Annotated in this window: 19 protein-coding genes, 1 pseudogene and 1 riboswitch; of the genes and pseudogenes, 15 read left to right on the top strand and 5 right to left on the bottom strand. The window is 49.6% G+C overall.

Translation table 11 applies throughout. The annotated features are described in order from the left end of the window. The first annotated feature begins 27 nt into the window (after window positions 1–27). The 9 genes and pseudogenes from spoIIIAA to DWW13_RS12110 all read left to right on the top strand — a co-directional run bounded on the left by spoIIIAA (window position 28) and on the right by DWW13_RS12110 (window position 5,306). Window positions 28–1,035, top strand: a complete 1,008-nt coding sequence (gene spoIIIAA, locus DWW13_RS12075) for a stage III sporulation protein AA (RefSeq protein ID WP_055228503.1) — start codon at window positions 28–30, stop codon at window positions 1,033–1,035. Further along, window positions 1,035–1,550: a stage III sporulation protein AB gene (locus tag DWW13_RS12080; RefSeq protein ID WP_118720179.1), complete on the top strand. Its 516-nt coding sequence runs from the start codon at window positions 1,035–1,037 to the stop codon at window positions 1,548–1,550. Before spoIIIAA ends, DWW13_RS12080 begins: the two co-directional genes overlap by 1 nt. Before the next feature lie 27 nt (window positions 1,551–1,577). Beyond that, window positions 1,578–1,772: a stage III sporulation protein AC gene (spoIIIAC, locus tag DWW13_RS12085; protein WP_022463192.1), complete on the top strand. Its 195-nt coding sequence runs from the start codon at window positions 1,578–1,580 to the stop codon at window positions 1,770–1,772. 29 nt (window positions 1,773–1,801) lie between these two features. Next, window positions 1,802–2,185: a SpoIIIAC/SpoIIIAD family protein gene (locus DWW13_RS12090; protein WP_022463193.1), complete on the top strand. Its 384-nt coding sequence runs from the start codon at window positions 1,802–1,804 to the stop codon at window positions 2,183–2,185. Continuing rightward, a complete protein-coding gene (locus tag DWW13_RS12095) occupies window positions 2,172–3,338 on the top strand; it encodes a stage III sporulation protein AE (protein ID WP_055221402.1) in 1,167 nt (388 codons plus the stop codon). The genes DWW13_RS12090 and DWW13_RS12095 overlap by 14 nt, the downstream gene beginning before the upstream one ends. Window positions 3,339–3,361: 23 nt before the next feature. Continuing rightward, a pseudogene (locus DWW13_RS20180) lies at window positions 3,362–3,418 on the top strand (DUF6783 domain-containing protein); the annotation flags it as partial. A 26-nt stretch (window positions 3,419–3,444) separates the two neighbouring features. Further along, window positions 3,445–3,999 (top strand): stage III sporulation protein AF, encoded by a 555-nt coding sequence (locus tag DWW13_RS12100; RefSeq protein ID WP_055264762.1) that lies wholly within the window; start codon window positions 3,445–3,447, stop codon window positions 3,997–3,999. A gap of 4 nt (window positions 4,000–4,003) precedes the next feature. Then, entirely contained in the window at window positions 4,004–4,573 is a 570-nt protein-coding gene (locus DWW13_RS12105; protein ID WP_118720181.1) for a stage III sporulation protein AG, read from the top strand. A gap of 13 nt (window positions 4,574–4,586) precedes the next feature. Next, window positions 4,587–5,306, top strand: a complete 720-nt coding sequence (locus tag DWW13_RS12110; RefSeq protein WP_226906390.1) for a SpoIIIAH-like family protein — start codon at window positions 4,587–4,589, stop codon at window positions 5,304–5,306. A 71-nt stretch (window positions 5,307–5,377) separates the two neighbouring features. Here the strand turns inward: DWW13_RS12110 and DWW13_RS12115 are convergent, their stop codons facing one another. Beyond that, window positions 5,378–6,046 (bottom strand): energy-coupled thiamine transporter ThiT, encoded by a 669-nt coding sequence (locus DWW13_RS12115; protein WP_118720183.1) that lies wholly within the window; start codon window positions 6,044–6,046, stop codon window positions 5,378–5,380. A gap of 65 nt (window positions 6,047–6,111) precedes the next feature. Next, window positions 6,112–6,221, bottom strand: a riboswitch (TPP riboswitch). Window positions 6,222–6,373: 152 nt separating this feature from the next. On the opposite strand from DWW13_RS12115, the gene DWW13_RS12120 reads away from it, so the two are divergent. The 5 genes from DWW13_RS12120 to DWW13_RS12140 all read left to right on the top strand — a co-directional run bounded on the left by DWW13_RS12120 (window position 6,374) and on the right by DWW13_RS12140 (window position 11,465). Then, window positions 6,374–6,991, top strand: coding sequence for a DUF4867 family protein (locus DWW13_RS12120; RefSeq protein ID WP_118720185.1), 618 nt, complete (start codon window positions 6,374–6,376; stop codon window positions 6,989–6,991). Window positions 6,992–7,099: 108 nt separating this feature from the next. Beyond that, entirely contained in the window at window positions 7,100–8,566 is a 1,467-nt protein-coding gene (locus tag DWW13_RS12125; protein ID WP_118720197.1) for an L-fucose/L-arabinose isomerase family protein, read from the top strand. A 124-nt stretch (window positions 8,567–8,690) separates the two neighbouring features. Beyond that, complete coding sequence (gene xylB / locus DWW13_RS12130; RefSeq protein WP_118720187.1) at window positions 8,691–10,160, top strand: xylulokinase; 1,470 nt, start codon at window positions 8,691–8,693, stop codon at window positions 10,158–10,160. Window positions 10,161–10,181: 21 nt separating this feature from the next. Further along, window positions 10,182–11,069 (top strand): AraC family transcriptional regulator, encoded by an 888-nt coding sequence (locus tag DWW13_RS12135; RefSeq protein WP_118601334.1) that lies wholly within the window; start codon window positions 10,182–10,184, stop codon window positions 11,067–11,069. 96 nt (window positions 11,070–11,165) lie between these two features. Then, window positions 11,166–11,465, top strand: a complete 300-nt coding sequence (locus DWW13_RS12140; protein ID WP_022463203.1) for a YerC/YecD family TrpR-related protein — start codon at window positions 11,166–11,168, stop codon at window positions 11,463–11,465. Between the two features lie 59 nt (window positions 11,466–11,524). Here the strand turns inward: DWW13_RS12140 and DWW13_RS12145 are convergent, their stop codons facing one another. Next, window positions 11,525–12,145 (bottom strand): DUF1836 domain-containing protein, encoded by a 621-nt coding sequence (locus DWW13_RS12145; RefSeq protein ID WP_117762188.1) that lies wholly within the window; start codon window positions 12,143–12,145, stop codon window positions 11,525–11,527. A 178-nt stretch (window positions 12,146–12,323) separates the two neighbouring features. Between DWW13_RS12145 and pcrA the strand changes: the two genes are divergently transcribed. Beyond that, window positions 12,324–14,552 carry a DNA helicase PcrA gene (pcrA, locus tag DWW13_RS12150; protein ID WP_055228510.1) on the top strand — a complete coding sequence of 743 codons (2,229 nt, stop codon included), beginning with the start codon at window positions 12,324–12,326 and terminating at the stop codon, window positions 14,550–14,552. A 67-nt stretch (window positions 14,553–14,619) separates the two neighbouring features. Here pcrA and DWW13_RS12155 read toward each other — a convergent pair whose 3' ends face one another. The 3 genes from DWW13_RS12155 to DWW13_RS19760 all read right to left on the bottom strand — a co-directional run bounded on the left by DWW13_RS12155 (window position 14,620) and on the right by DWW13_RS19760 (window position 17,377). Further along, entirely contained in the window at window positions 14,620–15,495 is an 876-nt protein-coding gene (locus DWW13_RS12155; RefSeq protein WP_117762187.1) for an N-acetylmuramoyl-L-alanine amidase, read from the bottom strand. A 51-nt stretch (window positions 15,496–15,546) separates the two neighbouring features. Continuing rightward, window positions 15,547–17,175 (bottom strand): recombinase family protein, encoded by a 1,629-nt coding sequence (locus DWW13_RS12160; RefSeq protein ID WP_117762186.1) that lies wholly within the window; start codon window positions 17,173–17,175, stop codon window positions 15,547–15,549. Window positions 17,176–17,254: 79 nt separating this feature from the next. Further along, window positions 17,255–17,377 carry a hypothetical protein gene (locus tag DWW13_RS19760; protein ID WP_002323371.1) on the bottom strand — a complete coding sequence of 41 codons (123 nt, stop codon included), beginning with the start codon at window positions 17,375–17,377 and terminating at the stop codon, window positions 17,255–17,257. Between the last annotated feature and the right edge of the window lie 272 nt (window positions 17,378–17,649).

The following is a 17,649-nucleotide window of genomic DNA, read 5'->3' on the forward strand; positions in this document are numbered from 1 at the left end:
TATATATAACGATAAGAGGTGGTGAAGATGAAAAGGACAGGAAGACAAAAGGATATTGTTACGCCAGAGAAAAAACAGGAGCAAAGGGAACTTTTGCGCCTGTTTTCTGCGAATATACGGAAAATTCTGAAAAACACAGATTTGCTGGCCGATGACCTGCAGGAAATCCGTCTGCGGACCGGCGCGCCGCTTCTGGTGGTCGCAAAGGATCAGGAGTACTTTCTGACCCCGGACGGAGCACTGACCGGGGAGTGGGAGAAAGGATATCCCGTCTCACCGACGGATATCCGCGATACGATGGATTACATAGGAAGTTTTTCCCTCTACGCCTACGAGGATGAACTGCGGCAGGGTTTTCTGACCGTGGAGGGCGGCCACCGGATCGGCATTGCCGGAAAGACGGTAATCGAAGGGGAAAAGGTGAAAGGCATCAGCCATATATCCTGCATCAACGTGCGGGTTGCTCATGAGAAAAAGGGCTGCGCGGACCGAGTGATGCCGTACCTTTGGGAAGACGGCCGTTTCCTGCACACCCTGATTGTCTCCGCACCCGGCTGCGGCAAAACGACGATGCTGCGCGATATCATCCGCCAGATTTCGGACGGGGAGTCGCCGTATCCGGGGCTGACCGTCGGTGTGGTCGATGAACGGAGCGAGATCGCAGGCTGCTATCTCGGCGTTGCGCAGAATGATGTCGGCATCCGCACCGATGTGCTCGACTGCTGTCCGAAGGCGGAGGGCATGATGATGCTGATCCGCGCCATGTCGCCCGATGTGGTGGCAGTCGATGAGATCGGAACGGGCGAGGACATCCGTGCGATCGAGTCCGTCGTTAACTGCGGGTGCAAGCTGCTCGCGACCGTGCATGGCAATTCCATGGAGGATATGAAGCAGAAGCCTCTCCTGAACCGCCTCGTGGAATCCCACGTTTTCGAGCGGTACATCGTGCTGGATGCGAAACCCCACGCCGGAAGTGTACAGGCTATTTTTGACGGAAGAGGAACGACACTGTACCGAAGGGAGGCGTTTCTGTGATGCGGCTTGCAGTTTTACTGGCGGCTTCTCTTGCCTGCGTCGGGATCGGCTTTGCAAAGAGTGCGGCGCTGTCGGCCCATGTGAAAGATCTGGAAACACTGCAGAAAATTATCCAGTATCTGCGTGGAGAGATTGTGACGGCGGCTTCCCCGCTGCCGGATGCGTTCTGGGAGACGGGAAGGCGGATGCGGGATCCGTACCGGGATTTTTTACAGGATATTTCCGAGGATATGCGCCGCCCGGACGGAAAGACACTGCCGGCGATTCTGGAAGAGAATACGGCAGTCCACCTGACGGATACACGCCTTACAAAAGAAGAAAAAGAAGAGCTGCAGGAGGCCGGATGCAGCCTTGGCACCGGGGACCGCGCCATGCAGAAGGCGAATCTGGACCGGTATGAGGCACGCCTTGTGCAGCGGATCGCGGAACTGCAGAAAGGATTGCCGGAAAGGAAGAGGCTCTGTCAGAGTCTTGGAATCATGGGAGGCCTTTTTTTATTTTTGATTCTGGTTTAGGGCGTGTCTGAAAACGGAGGAGCAGGCGTGGAGGTCGGGATTCTATTTAAAATCGGGGCAGTCGGGATTCTGGTATCGGTCCTGTGCCAGGTATTAAAACACAGCGGCCGGGAAGAACAGGCATTTCTTGCAAGCCTTGCCGGTCTTGTGCTGGTGCTGTTCTGGATTCTTCCCTATATTTCCGCGCTGTTTGAGGACATCAAACAACTGTTTACAATTTAAGAGCAGGGAGAAAAAACGGAGGGGATCATATGGATATACTTCGGATCGCTGCGCTTGGCACGGCGGGCGTGCTGCTTGGAATCACAGTAAAGGGAGCAAAGCCGGAATTTGCCCTTCTTGTGACGGTCGGTGCCGGCCTCTGCATTCTTGCCGGGACCGTCGGAAAAATGCAGTATCTGCTCGGCATGCTCACACAAATGAAATCGTATCTCCCGGTGGACTCATCGTATCTGAATACGCTGCTGAAAATGCTTGGGATCACGTATGTGGGGCAGTTTTCCGCCGGGATCTGTAAGGATGCGGGCTATTCTTCCATTGCAGGGCAGATTGAACTGTTCGCCCGCCTGGCGGTCCTTGCCGTCAGTATGCCAGTGCTGCTCGCTCTGCTGGAAACGGTTCATGATTTTCTGTAAAAAAGCCGGATGGGGCATGGCGCTGCTTTTTCTGTGTCTCATTTTCGGAACGGGAAGAACGCAGAAAATCGAAGCAGCGGATACCGAAACGGATCAGGCAGCAGCAGCGCAGGACGAACTTCTTGCAGAACTCGACTTCGATGCAATCCAGCAGGAAGTGGACAGCCTGCTGTCCAGCCAGCAGTTTTCTTTTGCCGGTACGGTGCGTTCTCTTTTGCAGGATGGCGATCCCTTCCGCACCTTCCGTGCCGGAAATGCCGTTCTCTCCTGTGCCAAAACAGCATTCCTTGCGCAGAAGGGGCTGATGAAGGAGCTGTTTCTCCTCGTTCTGGCAGGCGCGGTGCTCGGCAGTTTTTCCTCTCTCTTTGAAGGAAAACAGGTCAGGGACGCCAGTTTTTATATGGTCTATCTGCTTGCGCTTGCACTGATTCTGAAAAATTTCCAGTCGAGCGGGGAAAACCTGAAAGCTGTCATCACATCGCTGGTCGCTTTTATGCGGATCCTGACGCCATCCTACTATCTGGCGGCCGCGGCCGCCGGGGGCGCATCATCAGCCGTGATGTTTTATCAGATGCTCCTTCTAGTGATTCTGGCTGTCGAAAAGCTTCTGCTCGCCCTCGTCCTCCCGATGATCCATATCTATCTGCTCATCGCCCTTGTAAACGATCTTTCCGGCGAGGAGATTTTGTCCCATATGACAGAGCTGCTGGAAACCTGCGTGAACGGCCTTTTAAAATCGTCGCTCGGCGTACTTGTGGGAATGCAGATGATCCGGAATCTGATCGCACCGGCGCTCGATTCCCTGCGGCAGATGGCACTCTGGCGGACTGCCGGAATGATTCCCGGCATCGGAAATGCGGTGAATGCTGTAACCGAGTTGGTGGCAGGCTCCGCGGTGCTGATCCGCAACTGCTTTGGCGTGACGGCAATGCTGGTACTGCTCGCAGCAGGCATGGTCCCCGCCGTTCAGCTTCTCGTTTCGGGTCTTTCCTTCCGCCTTCTCGCCGCGGCGGCGCAGCCCGTCTCGGACAAGCGGATCGCGGGATGTCTTGCGGCGGCAGGAAAAGGATATGCGATGCTTCTGCGTCTCCTTCTGACCGTAGAAGTCCTGTTTCTGCTGACGATTGCAATCCTGGCGGGAACTTTTTCCTAGAGCGTGTCTGAAAAAGGCTTTTCGCAAACTGGGGCTTGCAGATTGCGGAAATGATTTTTCAGACATGCTCTAGCGTGTAGTTGGGCAGGCAGCGGCGGGAGGCGGCATGGTAGAAGAGATTCTGCAGTGGCTTAAGAATATTTCAATTTTTCTAATTTTTATGACAACTGTGCTGAACCTGATCCCGGAGAAGGAGGACAAGAAGCCGGTTCAGTTTTTTCTTGGAATTGTGATGGTACTGATTTTTTTCCAGCCCGTGCTAAAAGCGGGAGGTTTGGAGCAGAAAATGGCGCAGACGCTCGACCGTCTGACGCTGGAAGAGGAGGCAGCAGCAATGGAAAATGTACAGATTCGTGCAGAAAGCTTTGAAAAACAGTATTACGTGGGCGCCTGGGAAAAAGAGACGGAGCGCCAGATCCGGATGTATCTGTCAGAGAGCGGCATTCCGGGGGCAGCCGTTTCGGTAACGCTGGAGCCGGGAAACACCGGTGAGGCAAAAGAGATCCGCATTGAAGCGCCGATGCGGCAGACGAGCATTTACCGCGAAGAACAGAAAAAACAGCGGGAAATGCTCGATGAAAAGCTGACAGAGATCAAAAGTGTTTTAAGTGAGGTCTACGGAACCGATCCGGCGCATATTATGATAGAGATTTCGGAATAGGCCTATGAGGGAAAAGGCAGCGGCGTTTTTCCGGAAACAGAAAAAGGAGCAGTGGATGCTGTACTTCCTGCTGGCGGCAATCGGCGTTGTCCTGCTGCTGCCGACGGGAACAAAAAAGACCGGTGAGGAGACAGAACAGCCGCAGGAGACGGCTGCGCGTCCGGCGGGGGATGCGGGAGCATCGGTGCAGGAGGAGATGGAACAGCGTCTTTGTGACGCACTTTCCCAGATGGACGGTGTGGGCGCAGTGCACGTCGTGGTGACGCTGGAATCCACAGGAAAAAAGATTGTGGAAAAAGATGTCCCAACGCGGAGCACAACGGAGGAAAACAAGAAGGGAGAGGAGACCGGAAGCGTTACATCCTCGTCGCAGGATGAGGCAACTGTCTATGAAAAGACACAGAACGGAGCCGAGACACCGTATGTGGTTTCCGAGGAGTACCCGGCGGTGCGCGGCGTGCTCGTTATCGCAGAAGGCGGGGGAAACCCGGTGACGATACAGGAGATTCAGGAGGCCGTGATGGCATTATTTCAGGTGGGCGCAAATAAGATTAAAGTAGTCAAAATGAAGTAAAGGAGTCAAATGCGTGGAAAAATTAGAACAGGAAATGAATGCACCTGAGAAAATGGCAGAGACACCATCGCCGAAAAAGACGGCCGGGAAAAAGAAAAAATTCCGGAAAAACCAGGTCATCATCACCGCCCTTGCGATCATGATCGCCGTTGCCGGATACATCAACTATGCTGACAGTACCCTGTCCACGAAGGAGAAGGCAGACGGAACCACGGCGGATGCCAGCACCGTTTTAAAAGACATCTCCAGCCTGGACACCGACATCACCGACGAGGTGGATGCCGGCACAGCAGGGGACTCGTCGCGGACCGTCACCGAAACGCCGGGAGAGGCAGTCCTTGCCGGGGCATCTACATACATGGCCCAGGCCAGAATCGACCGCGAACAGATCCGTTCCCAGAACAAAGACACCTTAAATGAAATCATTAACAACACCAACCTTTCCGAAACCGAGCGCCAGAGCGCCGTCCAGAGCATGGTGGAAATGACGGAACTCGTAGAAAAAGAGTCGGCAACCGAACTCCTCCTCGAAGCCAAAGGCTTCAACGATGTCGTCGTAAACCTGACCGGCGAAACCGCCGACATCGTCGTTCCGATGAAAGAAGTAACCGAGGAACAGCGTGCCCAGATCGAAGACATCGTAACCCGCAAAACCGGAATCGGCGTAGAAAACATCGTCATCACCCCCATGAGCTCCGCCGCCGACACAGCCGCAGAGGAGAGTGCTCAGTAAATTTTGATATCCACGTAAAAAATCCGGAAACGCAAAATCATGCGTTTCCGGATTTTTTCACGTAATTCTATTTAATTTGCACCATGTGCCGTTCTTGCAACCGTCTGCAGTGCTTTCTTCACCGGCGGCAGCGAGATCAGAATCACCGTCAGTACACCTTCAGCCAGCAGATAGCTGTAGTTGTAAATAATCGGATACAGCGCCTTCAAAGACTGCGGGAAATTCTCCGGCATATAATCCATCCAGTACAGATACCCGCCTAACGTATGGAAAAATCCCCTCGCCAGCACAGCCACAATATACCCGATCAGCAGCCCGTTTTTCTTCTTTCCAAAGAATCCGGCCACACCCAGCGCCGCAAACGCAAACACATAATCACAGCACACCTGGAACAGCGACAGCACATACGGCCCCTGGATAAACTGCAGCAGTCCATAAGCAAAACCAACGAGAATACCCGTCTTCGCCCCATACCAGTTCGCAATCAGCACAATAAACAGCATCGAAAACAACGTAACCGATCCCCCGTACGGCAGCTCAAACACCTTCACATACGAAGTCACAAGCGCCAGCGCCATCCCCATCGCACAAAATGCCAGCTTCCTTGCATCCATTCCCGTCCCCTTACTCTTCTGAGCAGAAAGAACCGAAGCAATCACCACCAGCGCCACCATCAGCACCACGCATCCAACATAACCGGCCGTCGTCAGTCCGCCGTCAGCAGTAACAAAAAAACTCATAAAAAAACCTCCTTCGCATTCCGCTTGGAGGGGCTCACATAAAAACACAGTCCCGAATCACCTCCGAAACCACGTTCCAGCTTCCCTACGCAGGAATTATCCCGTTCAGGTAGTGAGGGTCCGTGAGCTTATCCCTGTCCCACGTTCTCAGCCAAAGGCTCCCCTAGCGTCATATTATTTTAACGTATTAAAGTATACCAACCTCCCCCTTATTTGTCAACCTGTCCGTTTTTTCATCCAAATACATGTTGACAAGAAGTACATACAAGTGCTATATTACAATTAGTTCAATCATTAAACTAATTGTACGAAAGGAGCACCAACACAATGCAGATTCTGAAAGTAACAGACGAAGCATTCCGCCAGTACGGCAAAGTCATCAAAGACCTCGACGTCAGCGACATCATCACCGCCATGTCCGAGACCCCATGTTCCGACGACGTAGTCTACGAGCCTTCCATTGAAAGCCTCGAAGCCTGCAAAAGCGCCCAGTCCGTATCCGACAGCCTCTACGGCGGCATGCCGATCCAGATCGGCTACTGCAACGGCCACAACCATTTACTGAACGCCGTAGAATACCACCGCGACAGCGAAATCAACATCGCCGTAACCGACCTGATCCTGATCCTCGGAAAAGAACAGGACATCACCGAAGACCACACCTACGACTCATCCAAAATGGAGGCCTTCTTAATCCCGGCCGGAACCACCATTGAAGTCTACGCAACCACCCTCCACTACGCACCATGCAACGTGGCAGCCAGCGGCTTCAAATGCGTCGTAGTCCTTCCAAAAGGAACCAATACCGACATCACCCTGGAAGAAAAACACACCCCGGAAGACGACCTGCTCTTCGCCAGAAACAAATGGCTCTTAAGCCACCCGGATGCAAACATCGCCGGAAGCGTAGCAGGCATCAAAGGAGAAAACCTCTCGGTAAAATAAAACCAGAGACAAAACCAGAAATCAGAAACACTGCCCCAAAAGAGCAGTTCTGAACATAAAAAGAAACCAAAAACCAAGAAAACCCAAAAAGGAGGATCTTCAAAAATGATCAACAATACACCGGAAATCAAATTAGGTATCGTTGCAGTAAGCCGTGACTGCTTCCCGAACAGCCTTTCCGAGAACAGAAGAAAAGCAGTCGTAAAAGCATACGACGGAGAAATCTACGAATGTCCAATCATCGTCGAGAATGAAATCGACATGATGAACGCACTCGAAGACCTGAAAAAAGCAGAGTGTGATGCACTTGTTGTATACCTTGGAAACTTCGGACCGGAGACCGAGGAAACCCTGCTTGTAAAATACTTCGACGGACCTTGCATGGTAGTAGCAGCAGCAGAAGAGACCGGCGACGACCTTGTAGGCGGACGCGGCGATGCATACTGCGGCGTTCTGAACGCAAGCTACAACCTGAAACTGCGCAACCTGCACGCATACATTCCGGAGTACCCGGTTGGCGATGCAGAAGACGTAGCAGCCATGATCAAAGATTTCGTACCGGTTGCAACTGCAGTTGTAGCTGTTAAGAACCTGAAAATCATCAGCTTCGGACCGCGTCCGACCAACTTCCTGGCATGTAACGCACCGATCAAACAGCTGTACAACCTCGGCGTAGAAATTGAAGAGAACTCCGAGCTTGACCTGTTTGAAGCATTCAACAAACACGCAGGCGACGAGAGAATCCCGGCAGTCGTAGAAGATATGGCAAAAGAGCTCGGCGAAGGAAACCTGAAACCGGAAATCCTGCCGAAACTGGCTCAGTACGAGATCACCCTGTTAGACTGGATCGAAGCACACAAAGGATCCAGAAAATACGTAACCCTGACCGGAAAATGCTGGCCGGCATTCCAGACACAGTTCGGATTCGTTCCTTGCTATGTCAACAGCCGTCTGACCAAGATGGGCATCCCGGTATCCTGTGAGGTAGATATCTACGGAACACTGTCCGAGTTCATCGGAACCGTTGTATCCAAAGACACCGTAACACTCCTCGACATCAACAACACCGTTCCGAAGGATATGTATGAAAGCGAAATCAAAGGCAAATTTGATTACACCTTAAAAGATACCTTCATGGGATTCCACTGCGGAAATACCGCTTCCACCAAACTGGCATTCTGCTCTATGAAATATCAGATGATCATGGCAAGAACCCTTCCGGAAGAAGTAACACAGGGTACCCTCGAGGGAGATATCGTTCCTGGAGACATCACCTTCTATCGTCTGCAGAGCACATCTGACGCAAAACTGCGCGGATACATCGCAGAGGGCGAGGTTCTTCCTGTAGCAACACGTTCCTTCGGAAGCATCGGTATCTTCGCTATTCCGGAGATGGGCAGATTCTACCGTCACGTACTGGTAGAGAAAAACTATCCACATCACGGCGCAGTAGTATTCGGACACTTCGGAAAACCGTTATTCGAAGTATTCAAAATGCTCGGTGTTGAAGTAGATGAGATCGGCTACAACCAGCCGAAGGGTGTTCGTTACCCGACAGAGAATCCGTGGGGCTAATCCGTTCCGGAAGATTCACTGAAAAATAAGAAAGATATGCAGTAACGCATAAGCAAAAGGGCGGAGCAGAGATCTAGGTCTGCTGCCGCCCTTTTTGAAAAAGAGTAGAAAAAGGAGATTCGACATGTATTTTATTGGTGTTGACCTTGGTACTTCCGCTGTCAAACTGCTTCTGATGGACGAGGAAGGCAAAATTGTAAATATTGTATCGAGAGAGTATCCGCTGTATTTCCCGCATCCAGGCTGGTCTGAGCAGAAACCGGAAGACTGGTGGGAGCAGAGCAAAGAGGGAATCCGCGAGCTGGTAAAAGACGTAGACAAATCCCAGGTAGCCGGCATCAGCTTCGGCGGCCAGATGCATGGCCTTGTCATCCTGGATGAGAACGATAACGTCATCCGCCCGGCGATCCTCTGGAACGACGGCCGTACCGCAAAACAGACCGATTATCTGAACACCGTAATCGGAAAAGAAAAACTCTCCGAGTACACCGCAAACATTGCATTTGCAGGCTTTACCGCACCGAAGATTCTCTGGGTGAAAGAAAATGAGCCGGATAACTTCGCAAAAATCTGCAAAATCATGCTTCCAAAAGATTACCTGGCATACCGTCTCTCCGGCGCATTCGTAAGCGACTACTCCGATGCATCGGGCATGCTTCTGATGGATGTCAAGAACAAATGCTGGTCCAAAGAGATGGCAGAAATCTGCGGTATTTCCCTGGAGATGCTGCCGGAGCTCCATGAGAGCTTTGACGCTGTCGGAACCTTAAAACCGGAAGCAGCAGCAGAACTTGGACTGCCGGAGACCTGTAAAGTTGTAGCAGGAGCCGGAGACAACGCAGCAGCCGCAGTCGGAACCGGAACCGTAGGCGACGGCATGTGCAACGTTTCCCTTGGTACAAGCGGAACCGTATTCATTTCCAGCAACAAATTCGGCGTAGACAGCCACAATGCCCTGCACGCATTCGCACATGCAGACGGCCACTATCACCTGATGGGATGCATGCTGAGTGCAGCTTCCTGCAACAAATGGTGGATGGATGAAATCATCCGCACAAAAGAATATACAAAAGAGCAGGAGAACATCACAAAACTTGGCGAGAATAATGTCTTCTTCCTGCCGTATCTGATGGGCGAGCGTTCCCCGCACAACAACCCGGATGCAAGAGGAACATTCATCGGCCTGACCATGGACACCACAAGAGAGGATATGACCCAGGCTGTTCTCGAGGGCGTTGCCTTTGCGATCCGCGATTCCTTTGAGGTAGCAAAATCCCTCGGCATCCAGATCGAGAGAACGAAAATCTGCGGAGGCGGTGCAAAGAGCCCGCTGTGGAGACGCATGATCGCAAACGTGCTGAACATCAAAGTGGACCGTATTGAGTCCGAGGAAGGCCCGGCACTTGGCGGAGCCATGCTGGCAGCCGTTGCCTGCGGTGTCTTTTCATCCGTAGAAGAGGCGGCAGAAAAAATTGTTCGTGTGACAGAGACCATCGAGCCGGAACCGGAACTGGTTGAGAAATATGAGCGCCAGTATCAGAAATTTGCAAAGATTTATCCGACCGTAAAAGATCTGTTTACAGAGCTGCTGTAATAAAAAGAGGTAAGAAATAAGATGAAGAAAGTGGAACATGGGAAAACATTTGACCGGAATGCAGCAAACCCGCCGGCGTTTGAAATCTTTCACAACACCGTGACAGAAGGCTATCCGGAGCACTGGCATACCGCAATTGAAATTATCATGCCGACCAGAGGTGAATATGAGGTTGTTGTCGGAAAAGACAGCTATAATCTGAAAGAGGGCGACATCATTATGATCAATTCCGGCGTTGTACACGGAATGAGATTCGTATCCCAGGGAGAACGGATTGTCATGCTGGTGGAACCGGGCTGTGTGGAGAATCAGGAAGAAATGGAAACGATTTTCCTGCGGCTTCCGGCCATCTACTTCAAAAAAGAGGATGAGGAAGATCCCTTCTATCTGTTTCTACGCAGCCAGATTCTGGAACTGGTGCGGGAATACGATAATGAGGGCGCAGTGATGACGCACAGAATCTGCACCGGCCTCAAAGAGCTTTTTTCAGAGTTTGGCCGCAAGGGCTTTTCGGATGCCAACGCGCAGAATACGTTCGGGGCAATGAAGCAGCAGGAATATATAGAGGCTGTTTTAAGCGCCTGCCGTTATATCAATGTCCATTACATGGAGAATCTTTCTCTCGAGGAAGTAGCTGCGGTCAGCGGATTTTCCAAGTTCCACTTTACCAGAATTTTCAAGCAGTACATGAACATGACATTCTATGAGTACCTCAATTCTAAACGCGTCAAACGCGCAGAGGAGCTTCTGTACGACAAAAAGATGAGTATCACGGATGTGGCGATGAATTCCGGATTCTCTTCTTTAAGTGCCTTCAACCGTACCTTCAAGACGGTAAAGGCCTGTTCGCCGAGCGATTACCGCAGACAGCGGGAGTCGATGGTACAGGCTTTGCTGATGCAGGGATAAAAGGACTTGTATTTCACACTTTACTGTGCTAAAATGGTAGTATTCCGAGTTATAAGAATGAGATGGGGACTTAATTTTCGTACAGGAGGGCTTGAAATGAACAAGAAACTTCATTCAGAAGCAGTAGACCAGCTTTTTGAGGCAATTTTGTGTCTGAAGAATAAGGAAGAATGCTATACTTTTTTTGAGGATGTATGCACCATCAATGAACTGCTTTCGCTGTCGCAGCGGTTTGAAGTGGCGAAAATGTTGCGGGAGAAGAGAACGTATCTGGAAATCTCCGAAAAGACGGGAGCATCCACGGCGACGATCAGCCGCGTGAACCGTTCCTTAAGCTATGGAAACGACGGATATGAGATGGTGTTTGAACGGATGGAAAAGAAAGAAAATGTGTAAAATCAAAAAAGACGGTGCGATTCCAACGCAGCCGTCTTTTTTTGATTACACATTTGTTCTTAATTTTTCTTTTTCGGATCAGAAGGCGCCGCGAGGGATGCCAGTTCATCCACCATGTGCTCGATCATCTGTTTTTTCAGATAGACATCGAAACTCAGCAGACAGATAAACGAAAAGAGCTGGAGAAATTCCCGGTCCTCCTCCGGTGAGCTGCCGAACATGGACTTGGATACATCCGCTTTTTTCAGAAGATCTTCTTTTACGGATGCAATTTCTTCTTTTTCCATCTGGAAAATTTCGTCGTAGATATCTTTGATGGAAAAGCCGCTCTCCGTGCCGAAATACCGATCGGTGATCGGGGCGAGCAGTGTCTGGATATCCGTGATCGAGAGGATGTTTTTAAAGTAGTAAATAAAAACCAGAAGCATCATGTGCTCCGGCGAATATTTCTTTTTGACCGGCGGCGGGAGCAGCTTGTTTTTTGCATAGTTGTTGATCATTGTTTTTGTCAGAACCTTATCGGACTCGAAGCGGCGCGAAGAAGCGAGCTGTGCGTCCATAAAGGTCGTGACCTGGTCCATATATAAAGCAATGTTCGGGATTTCCTCCGGGCGGATGCCTTCGAGAGAATCCAGTGAATTCAGTAAATCATGAAGAATTTTATCTGAGTCTATCGTCATTTGTTATCACCTCACTGTTCCCATTATATAGTTTTTAATACCAGATAGCAAGGACTTTGCGAAAAAAGTTTCCATGATAAAAATGCAACGTATGTTCGTTCTTACTTGTAACCGGGGCGGATTTGTTATATACTGAGATGCATGTGAAAAGATTCGAAGCAGATGAAGGAGAAAGAACATGAATCAGACAGAAACAGGATTAAACCCGATGCAGATGGAAGCTGTGGAGCACACCGAAGGGCCGCTTCTGATCCTTGCAGGTGCCGGTTCGGGAAAGACGAGGGTACTGACGCACCGCATCGCCTCCCTGATCAGGGACAAAGGCGTCAATCCGTGGAATATTATGGCGATCACTTTTACGAACAAGGCCGCCGGAGAAATGCGTGAGCGTGTCGATAAAATCGTGGGATACGGATCGGAGCGGATCTGGGTCAGCACCTTCCATTCCAGCTGCGTGCGGATTCTGCGCCGCCATGCTGAACGTCTGGGATACGCCAACAATTTTGCAATTTACGATACCGATGACCAGAAATCGCTGATCAAGGACATCATGAAACGGCTCCAGATGGATCCGAAACTGTACCGCGACCGTGCGATCATGGCGGCAATTTCGTCCGCAAAGGATGAGATGATTGAGCCGGACCAGTACCGGATTGACGCGGGAATCGACTGGAAGCTGCAGAAGTATGCGGCAGTTTATGCGGAGTATCAGGCAGAGTTAAAGAAAAACAATGCGATGGACTTCGATGATCTGCTGGTACAGACCGTAAAATTATTCCAGCAGTTCCCGGAAGTGCTCGACTATTATCAGGAGCAGTTCCGCTATATCATGGTCGATGAGTATCAGGATACCAACACGGTTCAGTTCCGCTTTGTGAGCCTTCTGGCGGCAAAATACCGCAATCTCTGCGTTGTCGGCGATGATGATCAGTCGATCTACAAATTCCGCGGGGCGAATATTGAAAATATTCTGAGTTTTGAGCATGTATTCCCGGATGCGAAGGTCATTAAACTGGAGCAGAATTACCGTTCTACGCAGAATATTCTGAATGCGGCAAATGAAGTGATTGCGAATAACCAGGGACGAAAAGCAAAACGCCTGTGGACAGAGAACCCGGAGGGTGACCTGATCGATCTGCGGCAGTTCCAGAGCGGTTTTGAGGAGGCGGAGTACGTGGCAGGAGAAATCACGCGCGGCGTCCGCACGGAGGGAAAGAAGTATCGTGATTATGCAATTCTCTACCGTACCAACGCACAGTCCCGTCTTTTTGAGGAGAAACTGCTGCTTGCAAATGTTCCATATAAAATCGTGGGCGGTGTCAACTTCTATGCGAGACGCGAGATCAAGGATCTGCTGGCGTATCTGCGTGTGATCGAGAACCCGGAGGATGACCTTGCGGTACTGCGTATCATCAACGTTCCGCGGCGCGGTATCGGAGCGGCGACGATCAACAAAGTGCAGGACTGGGAGGCAGAGCAGGGCATCCGTTTCTACGATGCGCTTCTCGAGGCCGAGTATGTGCCGGGGCTGATGCGGTCTTTAAATAAGATTAAATCCTTCACGTCCTTTTTACAGGTACTCCGCGCGAAAGCAGATTATCTGTCGGTCAAAGAGCTGCTGAATGAAATCATCGAGGAGACCGGCTATGTAGCAGATCTGCAGGCGGAGGGAACCGAAGAAGCGGCAGCCCGCATCGAGAACATCGACGAGCTGATTTCAAAGATTGCGGATTATGAGGAGAGCGCCGAACAGCCATCTCTCGGTGGTTTTCTGCAGGAGGTTGCGCTGGTGTCTGATATCGACTCGGTGGATGAGGAGAGCGATTACGTGCTGTTGATGACACTGCATTCCGCAAAAGGACTGGAGTTCCCGAACGTATTCCTTGCCGGCATGGAGGATGGCATTTTCCCAAGCTACATGACGATCACCGGGGATGATCCGTCGGAGCTGGAGGAGGAGCGCCGTCTCTGCTACGTGGGCATCACGCGTGCGATGCAGCATCTGACATTGACGTGTGCGCGCCAGAGAATGATCCGCGGCGAAGTGCAGTACAACAAGATGTCCCGTTTTGTCAAAGAGATTCCGCGGGAGCTGATTTCCCTGGAGCGGGAGCGCGGGGAGATCGAAGACCGGAAGCCGAAGATGGACATTCCGACGAGAGGCAGCGTCTATGCGGCGATGAAGCAGGCATTCCGCGAGAAGCCGCAGCAGGCGAAAACCTTCAGCGCGCAGAAGGCGACGAAACTCGATTACGAAATCGGGGATACGGTGCGCCATATCAAGTTCGGTGTCGGCATTGTCACGGATATCGTGGACGGCGGAAGAGATTATGAAGTTACCGTCAACTTCGACCAGGCTGGTACGAAGAAAATGTTTGCTTCGTTTGCAAAACTGAAAAAGTTATAAGGAGAACGAGAGCGTGTCGGAAAACAAAATTCCGGCACGCTCTTTTTTCGACTGATGCGGCAGACGCTCAGGTGGTAATCAGGGTGGAATAGCCGTCGCGGCGCAGGCGGCGTTCCATCAGAATGGCATTTCCGAGCTGGCGGTAAGCGCCGACCTGGACCTTGAAAAAGCCGTCCTCGGCGAGAAGAAAAGCGGGATAGCCCTGGTCGAGAAGGTCGTAAAGCATACGGTCGGCATTCTGGCGGATGCGGAAAAGGCCGGTCTGGACACGGTAGAAGGTTTCCGGTGTGTCGGAAGGATTTTCCTGTTCCGGCGGCGTGGGACGGGGCGAAGCGGAAGCAGTGACGGTATCCGCTGTTGAAACGGACGGACGGGCGGCTTCCGTTTCCGCAGCGCGCCGGTCAGCCTCCGTGACCGTCTCGAGATCCAGCGTTCCAAGCACTGCATCCGCGATGGCGCGGGCGATTTCTTCCTGCTTTTCATCGTAGAGCGTATTGTCCTGCTCATTGTTCAGAAAGCCGGTTTCAATCAGAAGAGCCGGCATTTTCGTCCGCCGCAGAACAACAAGCCCTGGCCGTGCCTTGACACCGAGATTCCGGAATCCCAGCTCCGAGAGCGCGCCGTTAATGTTTTCTGCCATTGTCTGTTTGATGCCGGAGTTGTCATAGACAAGCGTTTCCACGCCGGTATACTGGTTCGGTTCCTCCGAAGAATTCCGGTGAAAAGAAATAAAAAAGTCGGCATCCGCCTGATTGGCCATCTGCGCCTTTTCAAACGGCGTCTGATAAACATCGGTTGTGCGGGTATAAATGACAGAGACACCCTGCTGGGAAAGAAGCTCGCCGACCGCGATGGCGAGGGAAAGATTGTCATCCTTTTCCCTGCGTCCCTCATAGACAGCGCCCGGATCACTTCCCCCGTGTGCTGATTGTAGTTTACGCAAATTGTGATATGTATTCCCCAATATATATGGGGAGTTAGAAATGTATTGAGATTAGATAGCCTTTTTCTCCAAGTCCTCACAGTAAACGCTTGAAAATAAATGTTCCAGTTCATTTCCGAAGTTGTATGAGATTTTAAGTTTGTGGTTTTCATAAACTGTTATCTGGTCTATCATTTCCACAATAATATCTCTGTCTAATTCTTCAATGTCTTTCAGTTCCAACAACCGCCTTAACCACGGTGTTTCAAAAACATCTTCTGTTACACTTTCCTTTTTCTTTTCTTCCAGCGTTTCAATCTGTTTGGAGTAAAGCGTTTCTTTTTGTTGATAGTCCTCTCGATAAGAAAGAAATTCTTCTTTAGAAATCAGTTCGTCTTTGTAATCTTCATAAATTGACTTTTTCAACTTCTTCACTCTTTCAAGCTCTGCTTTTAACTTTGTCAGTTCTATGTCTGTTGATTTTCTGATTTTTATTGCTGTGAAAGATTGTGATTTTACAAGTTCCTGCAAGTTCTCTACATTGCGGATAATCTGCTTTAAATCTCCCAGCACAATATCATTCAATACTTGAAACGGGAGCGTGTGCGGAGTGCAATAATCTTTTCCACTTCTTTTGTAAGTTCCACAATAAAATGAATAGGACTTACTTCCGTCAGCACGTCGCCAGAAATTTTTCATCATTGCCCGACCACAATCGCCACACTTGATAAAACCTGCAAAGATATTTTTATTTGTTTCTAAATCAATATCCCTATGTTTTTTCGTCAGCAGTTTTTGTACCTTATCCCACAGTTGACGGTCTATAATCGGTTCATGTGTATTTTCAACCCTTATCCAGTTTGCTTTCTCAACTGGACGCTGTTTGCTTCTCATACGTTGATGTTTCTTTCCTTGTACCATATTTCCAATATAAAGCTCATTTTGTAACATCACTTTAATCGTGGAATACGTCCAATAAGAAGTTTTCTCTAAACGATTGCAATTTTTGTAATTTTCGCCGTTGAGCTTTTTATATTCCGACGGACAAAGGATACCCTCTGCATTTAGTATTTTGGCAATGCTTTGTTTTCCTATTCCTTGTGCATACATAGTAAATACTCTTTTTACAACTTCGGACGCATATTCATCAATCACAAGTTTATTTTTATTTGCAGGAGATTTCTTATAACCATAACTTGTAAAAGCTCCGATAAATTCTCCTGCTTTCTGCTTTGATTTTACAGTCGCTTGAATTTTATTAGAAATATCTCTGGCATACTGCTCGTTGAATATATTTTTAATAGGAAGTAACATATCGTATGCCTGCTTCATACTATCAATATTATCTGTTACAGAAATAAAACGAACATTAAGCTCTGGAAATATTCTTTCCAAATATCGCCCCGTATCAATGTAATCTCGTCCGAAACGGGAAAGGTCTTTTACAACAACACAACTTACCTTGTTATCTTCAATGTCAGCAATCATTCTATGAAAGTCTGGTCTATTGAAATTCGTTCCCGTAAAACCGTCATCAATATAAACATCATATAAGATAAAGTCATCATGCTTGTTCACATATTCTGTTAAAAGTTTTCTCTGATTTCCTACACTATCGCTTTCTTCCTTATCTCCGTCCTCTCGTGATAATCTGATATAAATAGCCACGTTAAATAAGTTTGAACCTTTTTGATAAATCATTTTTCCACCTATTCAACTGCCGTACCTATGATAATATTATACCATAAAGTACGGCTTCTTTCCATTGTTTTCAAGGGTTTTACCCTCTTGATAGTCCTTTTTTTACATGAGATTTCACGATACGGACAAGCAATTCCTCTACGGAAAATTTACCTAAAAATTCCCGTTCTACGATATATTGTGCAGGTTCTTTTTTAGCCAAGTTATCAGCCCCCTTAGTCAGCTATCTATTCTCAACATACGCACATAGGCTTATCCAATATGCGTGTTTTTCACAATGTTACAGAAGCAGACAGACGGCTTTGGAAAGCTCCGTTAGTATCTCAACTATTCCCATTCTTGTGGGCAGAACCGCACCATGCGGACGTATCATTATTCTGTGAGGATAGGTCGTGGCAAAACGACTTTTCCAACAGTCGCTCTCGGATCACTGCGTGGGTCGCTCGCTTTCTTTTGAAAAGGTCGTGGCGTACA

The sequence above is a fragment of the Blautia sp. AF14-40 genome (assembly GCF_003479665.1).
Classification (GTDB): domain Bacteria; phylum Bacillota; class Clostridia; order Lachnospirales; family Lachnospiraceae; genus Fusicatenibacter; species Fusicatenibacter saccharivorans.